The sequence below is a fragment of the Xanthomonas sp. NCPPB 3761 genome (genome assembly GCF_041475705.2).
In the GTDB taxonomy this organism is placed as follows: domain Bacteria; phylum Pseudomonadota; class Gammaproteobacteria; order Xanthomonadales; family Xanthomonadaceae; genus Xanthomonas; species Xanthomonas phaseoli.
Genome location: NZ_CM191262.1, coordinates 1,031,909 through 1,050,458 on the forward strand (window position 1 = coordinate 1,031,909; position 18,550 = coordinate 1,050,458).

The 18,550-nt window shown below is 65.4% G+C and carries 16 protein-coding genes; 6 read left to right on the top strand and 10 right to left on the bottom strand.

Features of this window, described 5'->3' with window-relative positions:
- Positions 1-189 precede the first annotated feature (189 nt).
- Positions 190-1,401, bottom strand: a complete 1,212-nt coding sequence (gene metK, locus ACCQ00_RS04370; protein WP_007970627.1) for a methionine adenosyltransferase — start codon at positions 1,399-1,401, stop codon at positions 190-192.
- Between the two features lie 243 nt (positions 1,402-1,644).
- On the opposite strand from metK, the gene ACCQ00_RS04375 reads away from it, so the two are divergent.
- The gene (locus tag ACCQ00_RS04375; RefSeq protein WP_039569431.1) at positions 1,645-2,745 is read left to right on the top strand and encodes a metal-dependent hydrolase; all 1,101 of its coding nucleotides are present in this window, start codon (positions 1,645-1,647) and stop codon (positions 2,743-2,745) included.
- Here ACCQ00_RS04375 and ACCQ00_RS04380 read toward each other — a convergent pair.
- From ACCQ00_RS04380 to ACCQ00_RS04405, 6 genes are all read right to left on the bottom strand, one after another.
- Complete coding sequence (locus ACCQ00_RS04380; RefSeq protein WP_007965836.1) at positions 2,739-3,566, bottom strand: class I SAM-dependent methyltransferase; 828 nt, start codon at positions 3,564-3,566, stop codon at positions 2,739-2,741. The two genes, ACCQ00_RS04375 and ACCQ00_RS04380, sit on opposite strands and share 7 nt — an antisense overlap.
- A 28-nt stretch (positions 3,567-3,594) precedes the next feature.
- Positions 3,595-4,593, bottom strand: coding sequence for a tRNA dihydrouridine synthase DusB (dusB, locus tag ACCQ00_RS04385; RefSeq protein WP_039569435.1), 999 nt, complete (start codon positions 4,591-4,593; stop codon positions 3,595-3,597).
- A 93-nt stretch (positions 4,594-4,686) separates the two neighbouring features.
- Positions 4,687-6,792, bottom strand: a complete 2,106-nt coding sequence (locus tag ACCQ00_RS04390) for a glycoside hydrolase family 98 domain-containing protein (RefSeq protein ID WP_039583862.1) — start codon at positions 6,790-6,792, stop codon at positions 4,687-4,689.
- 465 nt (positions 6,793-7,257) lie between these two features.
- On the bottom strand, positions 7,258-7,380 hold the full coding sequence (locus tag ACCQ00_RS04395; RefSeq protein WP_256359334.1) for a hypothetical protein: 123 nt from the start codon (positions 7,378-7,380) through the stop codon (positions 7,258-7,260).
- A 202-nt stretch (positions 7,381-7,582) separates the two neighbouring features.
- Positions 7,583-8,533: a ribokinase gene (locus ACCQ00_RS04400; protein ID WP_039569437.1), complete on the bottom strand. Its 951-nt coding sequence runs from the start codon at positions 8,531-8,533 to the stop codon at positions 7,583-7,585.
- A gap of 90 nt (positions 8,534-8,623) precedes the next feature.
- Complete coding sequence (locus ACCQ00_RS04405; RefSeq protein WP_008573564.1) at positions 8,624-9,922, bottom strand: NupC/NupG family nucleoside CNT transporter; 1,299 nt, start codon at positions 9,920-9,922, stop codon at positions 8,624-8,626.
- A 901-nt stretch (positions 9,923-10,823) separates the two neighbouring features.
- On the opposite strand from ACCQ00_RS04405, the gene ACCQ00_RS04410 reads away from it, so the two are divergent.
- The 5 genes from ACCQ00_RS04410 to ACCQ00_RS04430 all read left to right on the top strand — a co-directional run bounded on the left by ACCQ00_RS04410 (position 10,824) and on the right by ACCQ00_RS04430 (position 16,274).
- Positions 10,824-11,792 carry a potassium channel beta subunit family protein gene (locus tag ACCQ00_RS04410; protein ID WP_039569440.1) on the top strand — a complete coding sequence of 323 codons (969 nt, stop codon included), beginning with the start codon at positions 10,824-10,826 and terminating at the stop codon, positions 11,790-11,792.
- A 154-nt stretch (positions 11,793-11,946) separates the two neighbouring features.
- Positions 11,947-12,186 (top strand): hemin uptake protein HemP, encoded by a 240-nt coding sequence (gene hemP / locus ACCQ00_RS04415; RefSeq protein ID WP_180301578.1) that lies wholly within the window; start codon positions 11,947-11,949, stop codon positions 12,184-12,186.
- A 265-nt stretch (positions 12,187-12,451) separates the two neighbouring features.
- On the top strand, positions 12,452-14,683 hold the full coding sequence (locus tag ACCQ00_RS04420) for a TonB-dependent hemoglobin/transferrin/lactoferrin family receptor (RefSeq protein WP_039569442.1): 2,232 nt from the start codon (positions 12,452-12,454) through the stop codon (positions 14,681-14,683).
- Positions 14,684-14,688: 5 nt separating this feature from the next.
- Positions 14,689-15,321, top strand: coding sequence for a hypothetical protein (locus ACCQ00_RS04425; RefSeq protein ID WP_039569445.1), 633 nt, complete (start codon positions 14,689-14,691; stop codon positions 15,319-15,321).
- A 29-nt stretch (positions 15,322-15,350) separates the two neighbouring features.
- Positions 15,351-16,274 (top strand): DUF6607 family protein, encoded by a 924-nt coding sequence (locus ACCQ00_RS04430; protein ID WP_039569447.1) that lies wholly within the window; start codon positions 15,351-15,353, stop codon positions 16,272-16,274.
- 126 nt (positions 16,275-16,400) lie between these two features.
- On the opposite strand, the gene ACCQ00_RS04435 is transcribed toward ACCQ00_RS04430, so the two are convergent.
- The 3 genes from ACCQ00_RS04435 to ACCQ00_RS04445 form a co-directional block, all read right to left on the bottom strand.
- Complete coding sequence (locus ACCQ00_RS04435; protein ID WP_005910790.1) at positions 16,401-16,754, bottom strand: DMT family protein; 354 nt, start codon at positions 16,752-16,754, stop codon at positions 16,401-16,403.
- A 79-nt stretch (positions 16,755-16,833) separates the two neighbouring features.
- Entirely contained in the window at positions 16,834-17,718 is an 885-nt protein-coding gene (locus ACCQ00_RS04440) for an ABC transporter permease (RefSeq protein WP_039569450.1), read from the bottom strand.
- Positions 17,715-18,548 (bottom strand): ABC transporter ATP-binding protein, encoded by an 834-nt coding sequence (locus tag ACCQ00_RS04445; protein ID WP_039569453.1) that lies wholly within the window; start codon positions 18,546-18,548, stop codon positions 17,715-17,717. The genes ACCQ00_RS04440 and ACCQ00_RS04445 overlap by 4 nt, the downstream gene beginning before the upstream one ends.
- Positions 18,549-18,550: the final 2 nt, after the last annotated feature.

The window sequence follows — 18,550 nt, forward strand, 5'->3', positions numbered from 1 at the left end:
CTCTCTCACGCGGGGAGAAAGACTCTATTTCGTCACGCCCGTACGCGTGCGGGTCCGCCGTTAGCCGATGCCTTCGCAACCTGCCACTTCCTGGCGTGGGCAACCCACCGACGACCCCAAAACCGCAACTGGGCCGCATCAGCGGCCCAGTCGTTATGCGTCTACCTAGCTCCCGCAGGAGCGGGGCGATTATTTCAGCTTGGCGGCCGCACGCAGTGCGTCGGCGCGATCGGTCTTTTCCCACGAGAACGAGGTCGCGCTGTGCTGCGCGCCGGTGCCGTCGGTGTAGGTGAAGTCCTTCGGCTTGCGGCCGAAGTGGCCGTAAGACGCGGTCTGCTGATACATCGGGTGGATCAGGTCGAGCATCTGGATGATGCCGAACGGACGCAGGTCGAAATGCTTGCGGATCAGCTTTTCGATCTGCTCGTCGGCAATCTTGCCGGTGCCGAATGTGGTGACCGAAATCGAGGTCGGCTCGGCCACGCCGATGGCGTAGGAGACCTGCACTTCGCAACGGTCGGCCAGGCCGGCGGCCACCACGTTCTTGGCGACGTAGCGCGCGGCATAGGCAGCCGAACGGTCGACCTTGGACGGATCCTTGCCGGAGAACGCGCCACCACCGTGACGCGCCCAGCCGCCGTAGGTGTCGACGATGATCTTGCGACCGGTCAGGCCGCAATCGCCCACCGGGCCGCCGATCACGAACTTGCCGGTCGGGTTGATGTGGAACTTGGTGCCCTTGTGCAGCCACTTGGCCGGCAGTACCGGCTTGAGGATTTCCTCGCGCACCGCTTCGATCAGGTCCTTCTGCTTCACGCCCGGGTCGTGCTGGGTCGACAGCACCACCGCATCGATCGCCGTCGCCACGCCGTCTTCATAGCGCAGGGTGACCTGCGACTTGGCGTCCGGACGCAGCCAGGACAGCGCCGAGTTCTTCTTCTTGCGGATCTTGGCCTGCTGCTCGACCAGGCGGTGCGAGAGATGGATCGCCGCCGGCATGAAGCTGTCGGTTTCGTTGGTGGCATAGCCAAACATCAGGCCCTGGTCGCCCGCACCCTGCTGCTCGGGGTTCTTGCGATCCACGCCCTGGTTGATGTCCGGCGACTGCTTGCCGATCAGGTTGAGCACGCCACAGGTCTCGCCGTCGAAGCCGACCTCGGAGCTGTTGTAGCCGATGTCCAGGATGACCTTGCGGGTCAGCGCTTCCAGATCGATCCAGGCACTGGTGGTCACTTCGCCGGCCACGATCGCAACGCCGGTCTTGACCATCGTCTCGCAGGCCACGCGGGCGCGCTTGTCCTGGGCCAGGATGGCGTCCAGCACTGCGTCGGAGATCTGGTCGGCGATCTTGTCCGGATGGCCTTCGGAGACCGATTCGGAGGTGAACAGGTAGCTGGACATCAGGCTTATATCCCTTAATTCGGATGAAAAGATGGGTGCGGATGATACACGCCCCGTGTGTCGGTTGCATTGTGCGCCTGAATGGATCGCTTTGGGGTTAAGCCGACGTCGGTCCCCTGGCCGGAAGCACGGACCTGTGCATTGCGGTGACGATTAACTGGCCGGTGACGCAGCGGTACCGGCCGGCCGTACGCCGCGTCGAACATCCCGATCCGTGCATGTCCGGCCTGCTAGCATCGGCCGATGGATTCATTGACCCAGATCGTTCTTGGCGGCGCCATCGCTGCCGCCATCGCGCCGCCCGGACAGCGGCGTGCCGCCTTGTTGGCCGGCGCGGCACTGGGCACCTTGCCCGACCTCGACTCGCTGGCATTGCTGCCGCTGACCGACGACCCGGTCACCCTGATGACCGTGCACCGCAGCGTCAGCCATTCGTTGTTCGTGCTGCCGCTGGTGGGCTGGTTGATCTGGTGGCTGTTCCGCCGCTATGGCAACGGACGCGTGGCCAGCGCACCCACGCGCTGGTTCTGGGCGATCCAGCTGGCCTTGATCACGCATCCGCTGCTGGACGCGTTCACCGTCTACGGCACCCAGCTGTGGTGGCCGTTGCAGCCGCATCCGACGATGTGGTCGAGCGTGTTCATCATCGACCCGGCATACACGTTGTGGCTGTTGCTCGCCTGCGTGGTGGCCTGGTTTGCGCGCGCGCGCCCGTTGGCGCAGCAGGTGCTGGTGATCGGGCTGGTGGCGAGCACCGCGTATCTGGGCTGGTCGTTGATCGCCAAGCAACTGGTCGACCGCCAGGCCGATCGTGCGCTGGCGGCGATGGGCCTGGCCGATGCGCCGCGGTTCTCGGTGCCGATGCCGCTCAACGCCTTGCTGTGGCGCGTGGTGGCGATGACGCCCAACGGCTATGTCATCGGCGAGCGTTCGTTGGTGGCCGACACCGGCCCGATGCACTTCCGCGGGTTTTCCAGCAATACCCAGGCATTGCGCGAAGTGGCCAGGTTCGATTCGGTGCGTCGGCTGACCTGGTTCAATCGCGGTTTCATGCGCGCGCGCCTGGTCGACGATGACCTGATGCTCAGCGACCTGCGCATGGGCCTGGAGCCGGACTACAACTTCAACTTCGTGGTGGCCCATCGCGACAACGGGACGTGGCAGCCGATCGTGCCGCGGCAGGTGCAGGCGGCGTACCGTGCGCCGGTGGCCCGCGATCAGATTGGCGCGGTGCTGGGCCAGATGTGGCATCGCATCTGGCACGAGCCCCGCAGCACCGTGCTGACCGGCGACCTGGAGCCTGTCGGCGCTCCGGTCGTCGCGCCGGCATCGGCAACTCAATAGACCGTGGCGCGCGCCTGCACGAACGAATAGAAAAACACGGCGTCCGGGTCGCTGTGCACCTGCGCCAGCTCACGGCGCATGCCATCCACGGTGGCGGCCTCGACCGCGCCGGCCTGCAGCAACTGGTCGGCCGCCGATAGCAGCACTTCTTCCCAGAACCCGATCATGGTCTTGCGCCGGCCCGGTTCGCGGTTGTCCAGATGCAGCGTCTTGATCTGCGTGTGCACATCGCGAAAGCCCCCGGCCAGCAACAGGTTGCCCAGCTTTGCACCGACGAACGGGTCGCCGCCCTGGTCGTGCTGGAAATCGTTGAATGCCATCCAGTAGCGCCACAGGTTGGGCGAATACGGATGCAGCAGGAACGAGGCATTCATCACCTCGGTCACGTACACCGGCGAGCCGGGCAGCAGCACGCGCCGCACTTCGTTGAGCACGCGCGCAGGCGAGGGCACGTGCTCGAGCACCCAGCACAGAAACGCTGCATCGAACTGGCGCGCTTCGAACGGCAGGTCGCTCGCATCGGCCTGCTGCAGGGTGTAACGCGCGCGGCACCATGCCAGCCGTTCAAGATTTGCGCGCGCCGCACCCAGTTGCGTCTCGCTCAAGTCCACGCCGGTGACATGCAGCTCGGGAAAACGGCGCAGCAGGATTTCGGTCTGCGCGCCGACGCCGCTGCCCACTTCCAGCAGGCGCCGCGCGCCGCTGTAGTCGATCTGATTGAACAGCGTGGTTTCCAGCAAGCGCGCCTGTTTGAGCAGACGCGCCTGTTCGGTGGCGGAAAAGCCGTGCAGATAGGTCGGGGTGTCGCTCGTTGCGCTCATGCGTGCGGCTCCAGCAGGACAGAAAACCTCAGGCAGCGTCCGATAGTGCGGGCGGCACGCCGGCGATCAAGGCATCGAAGTAATCGCGCGTCAGGGCCAACTGCGCGTCGGGGGTTTCGGCGCGATTGACCACCGCCCGGAAGTCGGCGCTTTGCGGGTGGTCCTTGGCGTACCAACCCAGATGCTTGCGTGCGATGCGCACGCCTTGCGGTTGGCCATAAAACGCGTGCAGCGCCTCCAGGTGGCCGAGCAAGGTGTCGCGCACGAACGCCAGCGACGGCGGCGGCAATCCCTCGCCGGTGGCCAAAAAATGCGCCACCTCGCCGAAGATCCACGGGCGGCCTTGCGCGGCGCGGCCGATCATCACGGCATCGGCGCCGGTCTCGCGCAGCACCTGGGCGGCTTTCTGCGGCGAGTCGATATCGCCATTGGCAACCACCGGGATCTGCAGCGCGGCCTTGATCTGCGCAATCGTCGCGTACTCGGCGCTGCCGGTGTAATGCTGGTCGCGGGTGCGCCCGTGTACGGCGAGCGCGGCGATACCGCAGTCCTGCGCGATACGCGCGATCGTCGGGCCGTTGCGGTGGTCGCAATCCCAACCGGTGCGGATCTTCAACGTCACCGGCACGTTCACTGCCTGCACCACCACGGTCAGGATGCGTGCCACCAGGTCTTCATCGCGCATCAGTGCCGAGCCGGCCCAGGCATTGCACACTTTCTTGGCCGGGCAGCCCATGTTGATGTCGATCAATTGCGCACCGTGGTCGACGTTGTAGCGCGCTGCCTCGGCCAGTTGCTGCGGCTCGGTGCCGGCGATCTGCACGCTGATCGGGTCCGGCTCGCCGGCATGGTCCATGCGGTGCAGCGATTTGCGCGTGCCCCAGAAGCGCGGGTCGGAAATGGTCATTTCCGACACCGCCAGGCCCGCGCCCAGCCGCTTGCACAGCAGCCGGAACGGCTTGTCGGTGACGCCCGCCATGGGCGCGAGGATCACCTTGGGGGCGATGGAGTAGGGGCCGATCTGCATGCCACTAGTGTAACTTCAGCGACGACAGCACTTGGTGCTGCCAACCCTGCGGCGGCCGGGCCGGCATGGCCGGCACCGCCGCTGTGGTATCGCTTACTGCGAGATGGCCAGATTATCCAGGTACAGCTTGGCCTGGGTGCCTGCACTGGCGCGGTACTCGACCACGTTATCGCCGGCACTCAAGCTCGCCGTCAGCGGACTGCTGGCCCAGTCGCTGGCCGAGCTGGTCTGGGTGAAGGCCGGGGTGCCGACACGCACGCCGTTGACGTACAAGTCTACGGTACCGACGCTTGCGCCCGGTGCGGAATAGCGCGTGGCCAGCGTGTAGGTTCCCGCCTGCGGTACATTGATGGTGGTCCTAAGGCGCGCGCCGGGGTTGCCGCCGAAGTCGACATAGCCCAGTCCCTGGTAGTTGTGCACCGCGCCGGAGACGCCATTGGCGACAAGACTGCCGACGCGCTGGAAATCGAAGTTCTCCGCTTCGTATTGCCGCACACCGGTATAGGCGGGCGGCGCGGCCGGTGCTTGCAGTGCCGTGACCGCCGCGGCGCTCGCGCGTCCGGTGGCCGAGCCTGAGCACTGGATGGTGATGTCCAGCGGCCCGTTGTGGGCGACGTTCAAGGTCAGGCCGTCGCCGCTGGGCGTGGCGGTCACGGTACTGGCCTGATGCTCGCCGCGATCGGCGAAGGTGTACGTCGGCGTCGTGCTGGCGCCGCTGATGGTGATGGTGTCGTTCTTGAGCGGGCCGGTTTCGGAATCGAAATTGGTCAGGTAGATCGATAGCGCGTCGGCGGACTCCTTGACCACACCCGTCGTGTAGGGGCCGTAGGTCATGTTGAGCGCGGCGCAACTGTTGTACTTCAGGTTGACCGCGCCGCTGGCGGTCCTGTTGGTCTTGTAGGGGTTGTAGGTGACCCAGGTGTTGTCCTGACGTGCCACATAGAGATCGCCGGTGGATTCCTGCGGGAACAAGGCATTCAGTTCCTGGGTCTTGGCGGCGATGGACGGCCAGCGGGTGGCGTACTCGCTGCGCTTGACCTGTACGGGAAAGGACTTGGCAAGGTCGTCGGTCAACTGCCAAACGGTCGGGATGGCGGGGTAGCGCCCGGTCTTCTTGTACCAGCTGTGCTGGTTCAGATAGGTGCCGTCGTCGTCCATCAGGTACAGGCCGGAGAACAGCGTTTCCGGCGATGAGTACAGGCTCTGATCGTTGCCGCTGGTGGTGTCGTCGACCACCACCACCAGCTTGGTCCGGTCGATCACCTCCTGGCGATCGAGGATGTGCAAGGTGCCGTCGAGGATCTTGCGGTAGACATCCATGTGGATGTTCTTGAACTGCGGGAAGAACTGCCAGCGCCGCGTGGTGTAGCCGTCGGCGGTGGTCGCGTTTGGCAGGCTTTGGACGGTATCGGTCCAGATCAGTTCCGGGCCGTCGAAGTAGGTTTCGCCGGTCAGTGTCAGGTGCTCGATCAGATGCGGCGCGCCCGCCGCCAGAGGGTAGGCGCTGCCATCGGCGGCGTACCAGCCGCTGCTGTCAGGGCGGATGCCGTAATGGCCCGCAAATCCCGACAGGAACATGCCCAGGCTGACGCTTTCGATGTCGTGGTAGCCGTAGTTGGCGGTGAATTTTTCTTGGATGATGAAATTCTTGGCATAGCTGCCGAGGGCGGTGCGCAAGGCCTCATTGCGCTTGACCATCGCCAGCGGGTTGATGTTTGCGCCCCAGAAGCCGCCGGTGAAGCTCACCGCCAGATAGCCGCCGTACTTGTTGGTAAGCTTGAGCAGGTTGGCCCAATGTTCCCAGCGCTGCGCTGCCGAGACCGAGCAGGCTTCGTCGAATCCCCAGAACTGCTCGGCATAGTTGAAACCGAGGAAGTTCGGGTAGTCGCGGAAGAACTCACCGTAGACCGTCGATTCGAGATCGGTGCCGTTGGGATAGTCGGGGAAGTGGCTGAAGCCGCCGCTGGACGGTTGGACCATCGCCCAGACACCGTTGGCCGCCGCTGTCTTGATCCACGAGCGTGCCGTCTCGATCCCGTTCGCCACCTGGTTCCAGTTGCACTGATTGTTGGTGGCGCCTTTGTGACTGATCGAGAGCGAGATCAGCAGTACCGTATAGGGGCGCAGGTCTGCAGGAATCAGGTCGATGATCTTCTGCGGATCGGCGGCGTTCCAGGTGTCGGCATGGATCACGAACATCGGCTTATCGGGTGCGAGGCTGCGCCGGAATGCTGGATCGGTACTGGCGCTCGCCGTTGCCGTGGACGCCTGCATAGCGGTTGGCGCCATGGCGCGGGGGGGGCACTCACGGTGACCGTCGCCGCCGGCGATGGGGTCGCAGCGGTGCCGGCATCGGCGGCATCCTCGCCGCCACAGGAGCTGAGCAGGCAGGGAAGTAAGACGCAGGGCAGCAGGAAAGGCGTGCGCGATCGACGCAGGATCATCGGTTGTTCCGTTGAGCTTGGGGGACAAGGCCAGGCACACGCGTGACTGCCAGTGCGTGACGCGGCAGTGCGCCAGTCGACGATGCAGACGCATCTCGGCAAGCCGCGCCGCCAGAGCGTCCTCGCATGACAACAGGCAATGGTGGTGGTGCGCCCGGTGGTGCGGCGATAGTAGGCAAGCGCAGACAACGCGCTAGCGCGTGCAGCCGATCAGCACGCTTTATGCGATGCGCTTTCGTTTTTCGAGCACGGAAAACAGCACCGGGTCACATGGCGTCGCGATGGCGCAGCCGGTGGCGTGACGTTGGCAGCAGGGCGTGCGCAGCGCGGCGAGCACAACCATGCGCTCGTTGCAGCGTCACATCGTCCGGCGCGATGCGGTGCCATGCAGTGCGACGCGGAGCGACGCAACTAGCCGCTTGTCGCAATCGTCATGGAGCGCGAGGCATGCGCGCGCGTTCTTGCAAAAGCCTGGGCACGCCAATCAGGGTGCGGCATCGGGGGCATGCGCGTGTGGCGCACGCCAATCGCGGTGAACCGTGGTCTCAGTCGTCCGCGCGCAGCCGCGGCATCGACACCGCCGCACCTTCCACCTCGGTGGAGCGCGCCGCGTAACGGGTGGCGAAGCGCACGTGGGTTGCGAAGCTGGCAGCCGGCAGCTGCGCCAGCGAGGCAACCAGCGCACCGTTGAAGGCGTCACCGGCACCGGTGGTGTCGATGGTCTGCGCGCTTTCCGCGCCCACGCGGTAATGCGCCTGGGCATCGCCGCGCAGTTGTTCTTCGGCGTGCGAAATGAAGGCGCCCACCGCGCCCAGCGTCACCACCACGGTACCGCCCGGCAGCAGCTTGCGGCACAGCGAATGCAGCGTATTGCCGTCCAGCGCGGCGACGTCGTCGGCATTGATGCGCTCGCCGACATGGCGACCGAGCAGCGCGGCGAATTCGGTTTCGTTGGGCGTCAGCACGTCCGAGAGCTTGAGCAGGCCGATCGATGTCGGCGCATTGGCCGGCGCGGCATTGAGCACCGTCAGCACGCCGCATTCGTGCGCCAGCGCCAGTGCAGACTCGACCGTCTCGGCCGGAGATTCCAGCTGCGCCAGCAGCACTTTCGCTGCAGCCACCAGCGGGCGTTGGTTGTCGATGAAGGCCGGGCTCAACACGGCGTTGGCGCCGGCGCCGATCACGATGGTGTTGCGGCCATGCCCGTCGACGTAGATGCCGCCGGTGCCGGTCGGTTCATTGCTGGGCTCGGCGATCAGCGCAAAGCCATCGTGCGCGGCCAGCGAGCGCGCCAACGCACCACCGGCGTCATCGCCCAGTGCGCACAGGAAATGCGTCTTGGCGCCAGCACGTGCGGCCGCAACCGCCTGATTGAAGCCCTTGCCACCCGGGCCGGTGCTGTAGCGCCCGGCGATGGTCGCGCCCGGCACCGGCAAGGCATCGCAGCGCCACACGTGATCGACATTGAAGGACCCGACAACGACGACCGAACTCATAAATACCTTGCCTTGAATGACTGACTTGAAAGACTGGATGAAACGCGGCGTGCAGTGATTAGACCGTCACGCCGATGAACCCGCACCGCCTCAACCGAAATGCGACAGCACACCGGCAATGGTAGCGGTCATGAAGGTGGCGATCGAACCGCCGAGCACCGCGCGCAGGCCGAACTTGGCCAGATCGTGACGACGTTCCGGCGCCAGCCCGCCGATCCCACCGATCTGGATCGCGATCGAGCTGAAATTGGCGAAGCCGCACAGCGCGTAGGTGGCGATCAGGCGGCCCTCGGCGCTCAGGCCCACGCCCGGCACTTCGCCCTTGACGATGCGCGACAGCTCGCTGTAGGCGACGAACTCGTTGATCACCACCTTCTGGCCGATCAACGAACCGACCGTGGTCGCATCCACCCACGGGGTGCCGATCACCCAGGCGATCGGCGCCAGCACGTAGCCGAAGATCGTCGACAGGTTGGTCGGGCGGCCCAGCAGCGCGGCGGCGCCGGTGACCTCGCCCAGCCAGGTCAGCGGTGCGTTGATCAGCGCAATCAGCGCGATGAAGGCCAGCAGCATTGCGCCGATGTTCAGCGCCAGGCGCAGGCCGTCGCCGGCACCGGCCGCAGCCGCATCGATGACATTGCTGGTGGTTTTTTCCACTTCCATCTTCACCGTGCCGCGGGTCAGCGGAGTGCCGGTTTCCGGCACCAACAGCTTGGCGACCACCAGCGTGGCGGGCGCGGCCATGATGCTGGCGGCCAGCAGATGCTTGGCATAAAACGCCTGCTGCGCCGGATCGCTGCCGCCGAGCATGCCGACGTATGCAGCCAGCACGCCACCGGCGATATGCGCCATGCCGCCGATCATCATCGTCAGCAGCTCGGACTGGGTCATCTTGGGGATATACGGGCGCACCGTCAGCGGCGCTTCGGTCTGGCCGATGAAGACGCTGGCGCACACGCTGGTGGTTTCCGCACCGGAAACGCGCATCACCTTGGTGATTGCCCACGCCATCGCACGCACCACCATCTGCATCACGCCCAGGTGGTAAAGCACGCCCATCAGCGCCGAGAAGAAAATGATGGTGGGCAGCACCTGGAACGCAAAGATGAAGCCGTAGCTGTCGATGTTCATCAGGTTGCCGAAAATGAAGGTGGACCCCTCATTGACGAAACTCAGCACCTTGACGAAGCCCTTGCCCAGCGCGTCGAACACGTCGCGCCCGCCCGGCACCAGCAACACCAGTGCGGCGAACGAAATCTGCAGGGCCAGACCGGTGGCGACCAGCTTCCAGTCGATCGCGCGGCGGTTGCTCGAAAACAGCCAGGTGATGCCGATGAGCACCGCCAGACCGAACAGGCCGAAACCGATCCTTCCCAAACCTTCGACCATTCCAATCCCCGGGCTGCTGATGGCAAAACGGGAAGCCTAGAGCAGGGGGTGACAGGGGGCAAGGCGAGGGGCATTCAGATGGCCTCGGTCGGCCCACAGACGAGAGGCGGCGGGCTCGGGCAGGCCCGCGTTGGTGCGCCGTGGGACCGTGCTTGCGCAAAGTCGGGAGTTCGCTTGGACGAGATGGCGGCATTTCACAGCGTGGCGGCGCGGCTGGTGGCTGTCGTGGCCGCGCCCGGATGAGGTCTTCACCGTCATGCGTCAGCGTTCGAGGAAACTGCCGCGCAGCCTGCAGTGGCTGAAGCGCGTGATTCGATCTACTGCTGCGACTGCTACGGCTGTCGTTGCTGCATCCGCTTCATTGGGCGGGGTGTCTCTGGCGCAGATGGCCTGGGACTGTTGGCGTTTGTGCGGGAGTGCTGCTGACCGCTGCACGCATGTCCGCCGGCGTCATGCGTTGGTGTATCCAGGCACGGTGCCGCATCCGGTGTCGGGGCACGCCGTCAATCCGTCCATGCGGCTGGCTGGCGCATGCATGCCACCAATGGCCCCACCCTGATTGCGACGCCACACGCCGGCGATTTTGCCTGTTATCGGCAAGCAGTCGCTGCAGCAAGGCGTCGCGTCTGTCACCTGTGGATTGATGGTGACGCATCGCGCATGTAGGTGTGGAAACGCCCATGCGAGCCGAAGCATTCGGTGCGAACAACCACCAACGGCAGACCAGCGCCGACGCAAGCACCGATCACGGTGCATGCGCAGTGCAGGCGGTGCTGCGAACAGGCAGTCGAGCCGAGGAGAGGCCGATGCACCGCGCCGTACACGCCGCGCGCTGTGCCTGCCCGACTACACTGCGCACTTCGGTCCGGGGCAGGTGCCCTGGAGGTTGCGGGAGTTCGCCATGCTTTACCGTCGTCTGGGTTCCACCGGGCTGCAGCTATCGGCCTTGTCGTTCGGGGCCTGGGTCACTTTCGGCAAACAGATCGGGCGCAGCGAAGCGCGCAATCTGATTGCCGCCGCCTGGGACAACGGCATCAACTTCTTCGATAACGCCGAGGTCTACGCGCGCGGTCGCGCCGAGGAAGTGATGGGCGATGTGATCGCCGATCTGCGTTTGCCGCGCGATGGCTTTTGCGTGTCGAGCAAGGTGTTCTTCGGTGCGGTCGACAGCCCGCGGCCGACCCAGCGCGGGCTGTCGCGCAAGCATGTCACCGATGCCTGTCACGCCGCGCTCAAGCGCCTGCGCGTGGAGTACCTGGATCTCTATTACTGCCATCGGCCCGATCCGGAAACCCCGATCCAGGAAACCGTACGCGCCATGGATGCGCTGATCCGCCAGGGCAAGGTGCTGTACTGGGGCACGTCCGAATGGAGCGCCGCGCAGTTGCGCGAGGCCATTGCCATTGCCGAACGCGAACATCTGCATGCGCCGGCGATGGAACAGCCGCAATACAACCTGCTGCACCGCGAGCGGCTGGAGCGCGAATACGCGCCATTGTGCGAGAACGGGCTGGGCACCACGATCTGGTCGCCGCTGGCCTCGGGCCTGCTGACCGGCAAGTACAACGCGGGCGTGGAGGCCGACAGCCGGCTGGGCCAGCCGGGCAACCAATGGTTGCAGGACGAAGTGCTGGGCGCGCCGGAAGCGCGCCGGCTGGAGCGCGCCCGCGCGTTCTGTGCGGTGGCGGCCGAGCTTGGCCAGTCGCCGGCGCAGTTGGCCATCGCCTGGTGCCTGCGCAACCGGCATGTGTCCAGCGTGATCCTGGGCGCGAGCCGGGTCACGCAGCTGGAAGAAAACCTCGGTGCCCTGGACACCCTGGATCAGGTCGATGACGCCGGCTGGGCGCGGGTGGAGTCGAGCACGCGCTGAGCCTGGGTCGATCGAGTGCTGCGGTGGATGTCTTATGGCGGTCGCCGCAGCTGAACCATCGACACCCATCGATTTGTGCCATGAATCGAAAATCAGAGAGCAATTCAAAGATCAAGCGCATCAAATGAGAATGGCTCTTGATCATTAAATGAGAATGGTTATTATTTGTCTGGCCAACCGACTGGAGAACCAGATCATGACCGCTCACTCCGTGCTGCTTCGCTCCGAACCGGTCAATCTGCGCGACCGCGCCACGCCGCGTGCCGTGCCCGCCGAAGACCTCATCAGCAGCGAGGCGCTGCTCAAGGGCCGGCGTGAAGTGCTGATCCAGCATGGCGATCGCGTCTATCGCCTGCGCCACACCAGCAACGACAAGCTGATCCTGACCAAGTAATTCCAGCCACGAGCTGGGCTGCGCACAGCCATTGTGCGCAGCCGCTGCCGCAACGCTCATCGTGCGCCGTGAGTGCCGATGACGCGATCCTGCTCCGCGCGCAACGCTCGATGGCCATCGCATCCCATCTGCCGCACTCGCTCGATGCGTGTGCGCAAAGATCGCAGCGGGCGCTGCCGCCGCCGCCCGCCACTCCACTCCCTCTTCCCTGCCGCGCGCGGCCTATGCCGCAACGCGCGCTGCCGGGGACGCGTAAAGGTTCCGGATGATCCGCCTGCATCCGCTGGTGGTCGCGCTGTCGCTGGCGCTGCCTGCTATTTCCCTGTGTGCCCGTGCTGCCGAACGCGATGCCGGAGCGGAGGCTGCGCGTGAGGTGCACGACTTCGATCGGCTACAGGTCACCGCCACACGCACCCAGCGCGCACTGGTGGATGTGCCCAGCACGGTGGATGTGATCGATCGCGAACAGCTCGACAACCAACTGGTGCGCGAACTCAAGGACCTGTTCCGCTACACGCCGGGGGTATCGGTCACCAGCACCAGCGGCCGCTTCACCGGTGCCAGCGGCATCCGCATCCGCGGGCTGGATGGCAACCGCGTGGCGATGTTGGTGGATAACGTGCCGGTGCCGGACAGCTTCAGCTTCGGCAGCTATCTCAACGCCAACCGCAACTTCGTCGACCTGGAAACGCTCAAGCGCGTGGAAGTGGTGCGCGGACCGGCCAGTTCGTTGTACGGCTCGGACGCATTGGGCGGTGTGGTCGCCTTCGTCACCAAGGATCCGTCGGACTATCTGAGCGCCGCCAAGCACAGCTACGTCGGCCTGAAGTTCGGCTATGAAGGCGACTGGAACGGTCTGTTCGCCGGTGCCACCGGCGCGTTCGGTGGCGAACGCTGGAGCGGCATGGTGGCGGTGAGTCATCGCCAGGGCCAGGAGGCGCAAAACCAGGGCGATCACCGCAGCCGCGATTTCACCCGCACCGCGGCCAATCCGCAGCGCATCGATGGCCGCAGCGTGCTCGCCAAACTGGTGTATGCCCCAAGCGCGCAACAGCGCTTCAAACTCACGGTCGAAGGCAACGAAGACGACGGCAGCATCGATGCATTGACCGGCGTCGACACGCGTAGTCCGACGGCGTCGCTACGCATCCTGTCGCAGGAAGGGCGCGATCATCAGACCCGTGCGCGGGTTTCGCTGCGGCACGAAGTCGATGCGCTGGATTCCGTGTTGGCCAACGATCTGCAGTGGCAGCTGTATCGCCAGGACAGCGAGAGCCTGCAACGCACCAACGAACTGCGCGGCAACAACACGCGCCGGCATAACGAGCACACCTTCGATCAGCGTGTTTACGGGCTGCTGGTCAACGCGCATAAAGCCATCGACACCGACATGCTCAGTCACCAGATCACCTATGGCCTGGATGGCACCTGGACCGATACGCGGGCCAAGCGCGACGGCTATTCGGTCAACCTGGCCAATGGCATGGTGAGCGAGCGCGTTGGTCAGGACGTGTTTCCGGTGCGCGATTTCCCGATGAGCGAAACCACCAAGCTGGGGTTGTATGCGCAGGACGAAATCGGCTTGCTCGATGGACGCTTGTCGCTGACCCCGGGTGTGCGCGTGGATTATTTCCGCCTGTCGCCGCAGGTGGACGCCATCTTTCGCGAAGACAATCCGGGCGTGGCCGTCGAGACCATCGATCAAACCCAGCTCTCGCCCAAGTTCGGCGTGGTGTGGCGGTTCTCCGATGCATGGTCGGCGTACGCCAACTATGCGCATGGCTTCCGTGCGCCGCCGTACAACGACGTCAATATCGGCTTTACCAATCTGCAGGCGCGCTACACCGCCATCGCCAATCCGGACCTGAAGTCGGAAACCAGTCGCGGTGGCGAACTGGGGCTGCGTTTCAACGATGCGGTCGGCTATGTCGGGCTGGCCGTGTACTACACCGATTACCGCAACTTCATCGAATCGTATGCGCCGGCCGGTGTGAATGCCGACGGGCTGGCGCTGTTCCAGTCGCGCAACGTGGACGATGTGGTGATCAAGGGCGCAGAAGCGCGCGCGGGGATCGATCTGGGCGCGCTGGCCGGTTGGCAGGGGTGGTCGCTCAACAGCGCGGTTGCCTATGCGGAAGGCGACAACCTCACCGACAGCACGCCGCTCAACTCGGTCGACCCGTTGCGCGGCACGCTCGGCGTGGCCTTCGACAACGATGCCTGGGGCGCGGAATTGATCGGTACCTTGGTGGCCCGCAAACGGCGCCCGCAGCTGGATAGCTATTACGTACCGGCCGGCTACGCCACGCTGGATCTGATGGGGCATTGGGAATTCGCGCCCGGCGCCAAGCTCACTGCCGGCGTGTTTAATCTGGCCGATCGCCGTTACGTGGACTGGAACGCGCTGCCCAACGGCACGCTGGCCAGCAGCACGGTGCTGGACCGCTTCACCGGCGCCGGGCGCACTGCCTCGGTCAGCCTGGCCGTGAGCTGGTAGCGGCCATGCCCAACCTCCGCGCAATCCCGTCGTCCCTGCATGCACGTGCTACCCGCGCGGCACTGCCGCGACCACAGCAGTTGGCGGCGCTGGGGACGGTGCTTTGCCTGTATCGGCCCACGTTGGGCAACGAACTGGATGGTTGGCAGCACGCAGTCGCTGCAGCCGCGTCCCGTCGGGTGGACAGCGATGGCGTGCACGAAAGTATTTGGTTCTTCGATACGGCAGGACACTGCTGCTGGCGGCTCTGCCTGTTGCCCGACAGCGATTTCCTGGGCTGGGACCGCCTGGTCTTGCGACTGCCGCCACTGCCAATGAACATGCACGAACTGGGCGTCGGCGAACGGCTATGGCGCCGGCTGGCCGGACGCATGCGCGGTGATGCATGGCGCGTGAGCGCACTACGCTTGCAGCCTGCGGCCAGCCGCGATCACCCCATCACCGCCAGCTTGGTCACCGTCTCTGCACTGGGCGCCGAGGTTGCTGCACGGCTGGCACGCGAAGAGGGTATCGACGGCCGCGTGGTCGTGGACGACTGTTGCTGCGCCCGCGCTGCGGCACTGCGTACTACCGCTGCAAACGCATGCAGTTCCGATCCCACCGACATGACGACGTCGCTGCTGCGCTTGCGCCGTTGACGTCCCCACGGTCACAACCGAGAGTTCCAATGAGCCGACTGTTTCCCCGCTGTCTCGCCGCCACGCTGAGCCTGTTGCCGTTGATTGCCGCCGCCGACGCCCAGCGCGATCGGCAAAGCATCTTGGCGATGCAGGGCGAATACGCGGTGGATTTCGCGTTCGACGAAACCGTGTTGCTCAAGCCTGGCTACGAGCGTGCATCGGCCATGCGCAGCGGCGCCAGCGAAGTGGTCATCGTGGTGGAGGATTCGCCGCGCAAGCTGGTGCTGCAGCACGTGCTGGTCGACGAAAAGAGCGGGCATGTGACCAAGCATTGGCGGCAGGACTGGACCTTCGAGGCACCGCAGCGCTTCGAATTCACCGCCGACCAGACCTGGACGGTGCATGCGCTGGCGCCGGCCTTCACCCGCGGTGCCTGGACGCAATGTGTGTATGAAGTCAGCGACGCGCCGCGCTATTGCGGCACCGGCCGCTGGGACTACGCCGATGGCCACCCCACCTGGACCAGCGATCCGAGCTGGCGCCCGCTGCCGCGCCGCGAGTACACCCGGCGTAGCAACTACAACGCGCTGTCGGTGATCAACCGCCACACGCTCACGCCGAACGGCTGGACCCACGAACAATTCAACACCAAGGTGTTGCGCAAGCCGGACGGCACCCAGGAAGCGATCGCACGCGAGTTCGGCTTCAACGATTACCGCAAGACCACCGAGGTGAATTTCGCCCCGGCCTACGCGTACTGGAAAGGCACGCAGGGGTATTGGGCCAAGGTGCGCGCGCGCTGGGCCGCATTCCTGCAAACACCACCGGGCCTGCATCTGAAAACCAAGCCGGACGGCATGGCGATGATCGTGCCGATGTTCGAGCAGGCCGAGTCAGTGCAGAAGGGCAAGCGGGTCAAGGACGCGCAAATCGATGCGGTGTTCGCGCAGTGGGTCGAACCGGCGAACTAGGCACCCCGACGCCGTAGGAGCGCACCCGGGCGCGATATGGCATTCCCGGGAAGGCCCATCGAGCCGCGGGAGGCTCTTGCGAGGTCGACCCCGGGTGCGCTCCTACGAGCGAGACGGCGCTTGCCTTTATTCCTTGAACATCAGAAACGCGGCCACCAGGATCAGGCCGAACGCGGCCCAATGGTTCCACTTCAGCGACTGCCCCAGGTAGAAGGTGGAGAAACCGGCAAAGACCAGCAGCGTGATCACTTCCTGCATGCCCTTGAGTTGCGGCGCCGAATACACCGCGCTGCCCAGACGGTTGCCAGGCACCTGCAGGCAGTATTCGAAGAACGCGATGCCCCAGCTGACCAGGATGGCGATCATCAGCGGCGTGGTCTTGTACTTCAGGTGCCCGTACCAGGCGAAGGTCATGAACACGTTGCTGGCAATCAGCAGCAGGACCGGGTACAGGTAGGCGGTGAAGGGGGCAGTGGGCATGGCGGCGAGCGGCAGAGAACGGGGGCCGAAGCATAAGCCAACCTCGTTAAGCGCACGCGACCGTGCCGCCGGGCCCGCTCTAGCGCTGCATGCCCCAGCGGCGCACCGTGAGCCGCTCGATCGCCTGGAACACCACGCCCTCCACCAGCAGTCCCAGCACGATCACCATCGCCAGCCCGGCGAATACCTTGTCGGTGTAAAGCTCATTGCGGTTCTGGAAGATGTACCAGCCCAGGCCGCCCTGGCCGGAGGTGGCGCCGAACACCAGTTCGGCGGCGATCAGGGTGCGCCAGGCGAACGCCCAACCGATCTTCAGCCCGGACAGGATCGCCGGCAGCGCTGCCGGAATCAGCAGTTGCGCCACATAGCGCGGGCCGCGCAGGCCGTAGTTGCGTCCGGCCATGCGCAGCGTGTCCGGCACCGCCTGGAAGCCGGCGTAGGTGGTCAGCGCCAGCGGCCACAGCACCGAGTGCACCAGCACGAACACCAGGCTGCCGGTGCCCAGCCCGAACCACAGCAAGGCCAGCGGCAGCAGCGCAATGGCCGGCAGCGGGTTGAACATGGCGGTCAGCGTGCCGAGTACATCGCGGCCCCAGCGCGTGGAGGCGGCCAGTGCGGTCAGCACGAACGCCAGCAGCACGCCCAGCGCATACCCCTGCGCCAGTACCCGCAACGAGGCACCCACCCGGCGCAGCAGTTCGCCAGACAGCAGCCCGTCGTAGAACGCGTGCGCGGTCTGGACTGCGCCGGGCAGCATCAGGTCGTCGCCGACCAGCCGCGCGGCGATTTCCCATGCCGCGACCAAGACCGCCAGCACCCATGCCTTGCGCAGCCATGGCGGTGCCTGCCGACGCGTGGGCGTGGTCGCGGCAACCAGGGCAGGGTCCAGCGGCGTCAGCGCCACTTCGTACTCGGGCCGTACCGGTGGAATCGGCGGCAATGCGCTTGCGGTGGTGTCGCTCATGTCAGCGCCTCGCGCTGGCGCAGGGACGGGCGACGCAGCGGTGCCACCTTGTCGTCTTCCAGCGTTTCATCGGGCAGGTCGAACAGCAGCCGGTGAATGCGTTGCGCGGTCTGCTGGAACGCCACGCTGCCGGCGCTGTGCGGGCCAAAGGCATGCGCATTGAGTTCGGCACGCACCTGGCCCGGGTGCGGCGACAGCAGCAACACGCGGTTGCCGACCACCAAAGCCTCTTCGATGGAATGGGTGACGAACAGTAGCGTGAAGCGCAATTGTTCCCACAATTCCAGCACCTGCTCCTGCATGCGCGAACGCGTCAGCGCATCCAGTGCCGCGAACGGTTCGTCCATCAGCAGGACACGCGGGCGCATCGCCAGGGCGCGTGCGATGGCCACACGCTGCTTCATGCCGCCGGACAAGGTGTGCGGGTAGGCATCTGCAAATCCGCCCAGCCCGACCTGCGCCAGACTTTCGTCTGCCCGCTCGCGCGCTTCGGCGCGACCGAGTTTGCGCGCCGCACGCAGCCCGAACACCACGTTCTCGCGCACGGTTTTCCATGGCGCCAACTGGTCGAATTCCTGGAATACCACCACCCGGTCCGGCCCGGGACCGGTGACCGCATGACCGTCCAGACGGATCTGTCCTTCGCGCGGGGCAACGAAACCGGCAACCGCCTTGAGCAACGTGGATTTACCGCAGCCTGAAGGCCCCAGCAGCACGAAGCGGTCGGCTTCGTGCACGTCGAAGCGCACGCGATGGGTCGCGCGCACCACGCGCTGGGCGGAGGCATATTCCAGGCTGAGCTGATCGACCTGCAGCAGGGGCATCGACATCG

Coding starts and splice junctions, on each gene's coding strand:
- metK (WP_007970627.1), bottom strand. CDS start 1,401: ATGTCCAGCTACCTGTTCACCTCCGAATCGGTCTCCGAAGGCCATCCG.
- ACCQ00_RS04375 (WP_039569431.1), top strand. CDS start 1,645: ATGGATTCATTGACCCAGATCGTTCTTGGCGGCGCCATCGCTGCCGCC.
- ACCQ00_RS04380 (WP_007965836.1), bottom strand. CDS start 3,566: ATGAGCGCAACGAGCGACACCCCGACCTATCTGCACGGCTTTTCCGCC.
- dusB (WP_039569435.1), bottom strand. CDS start 4,593: ATGCAGATCGGCCCCTACTCCATCGCCCCCAAGGTGATCCTCGCGCCC.
- ACCQ00_RS04390 (WP_039583862.1), bottom strand. CDS start 6,792: ATGTTCGTGATCCATGCCGACACCTGGAACGCCGCCGATCCGCAGAAG.
- ACCQ00_RS04395 (WP_256359334.1), bottom strand. CDS start 7,380: ATGGTTGTGCTCGCCGCGCTGCGCACGCCCTGCTGCCAACGTCACGCC.
- ACCQ00_RS04400 (WP_039569437.1), bottom strand. CDS start 8,533: ATGAGTTCGGTCGTCGTTGTCGGGTCCTTCAATGTCGATCACGTGTGG.
- ACCQ00_RS04405 (WP_008573564.1), bottom strand. CDS start 9,922: ATGGTCGAAGGTTTGGGAAGGATCGGTTTCGGCCTGTTCGGTCTGGCG.
- ACCQ00_RS04410 (WP_039569440.1), top strand. CDS start 10,824: ATGCTTTACCGTCGTCTGGGTTCCACCGGGCTGCAGCTATCGGCCTTG.
- hemP (WP_180301578.1), top strand. CDS start 11,947: ATGGTTATTATTTGTCTGGCCAACCGACTGGAGAACCAGATCATGACC.
- ACCQ00_RS04420 (WP_039569442.1), top strand. CDS start 12,452: ATGATCCGCCTGCATCCGCTGGTGGTCGCGCTGTCGCTGGCGCTGCCT.
- ACCQ00_RS04425 (WP_039569445.1), top strand. CDS start 14,689: ATGCCCAACCTCCGCGCAATCCCGTCGTCCCTGCATGCACGTGCTACC.
- ACCQ00_RS04430 (WP_039569447.1), top strand. CDS start 15,351: ATGAGCCGACTGTTTCCCCGCTGTCTCGCCGCCACGCTGAGCCTGTTG.
- ACCQ00_RS04435 (WP_005910790.1), bottom strand. CDS start 16,754: ATGCCCACTGCCCCCTTCACCGCCTACCTGTACCCGGTCCTGCTGCTG.
- ACCQ00_RS04440 (WP_039569450.1), bottom strand. CDS start 17,718: ATGAGCGACACCACCGCAAGCGCATTGCCGCCGATTCCACCGGTACGG.
- ACCQ00_RS04445 (WP_039569453.1), bottom strand. CDS start 18,548: ATGTCGATGCCCCTGCTGCAGGTCGATCAGCTCAGCCTGGAATATGCC.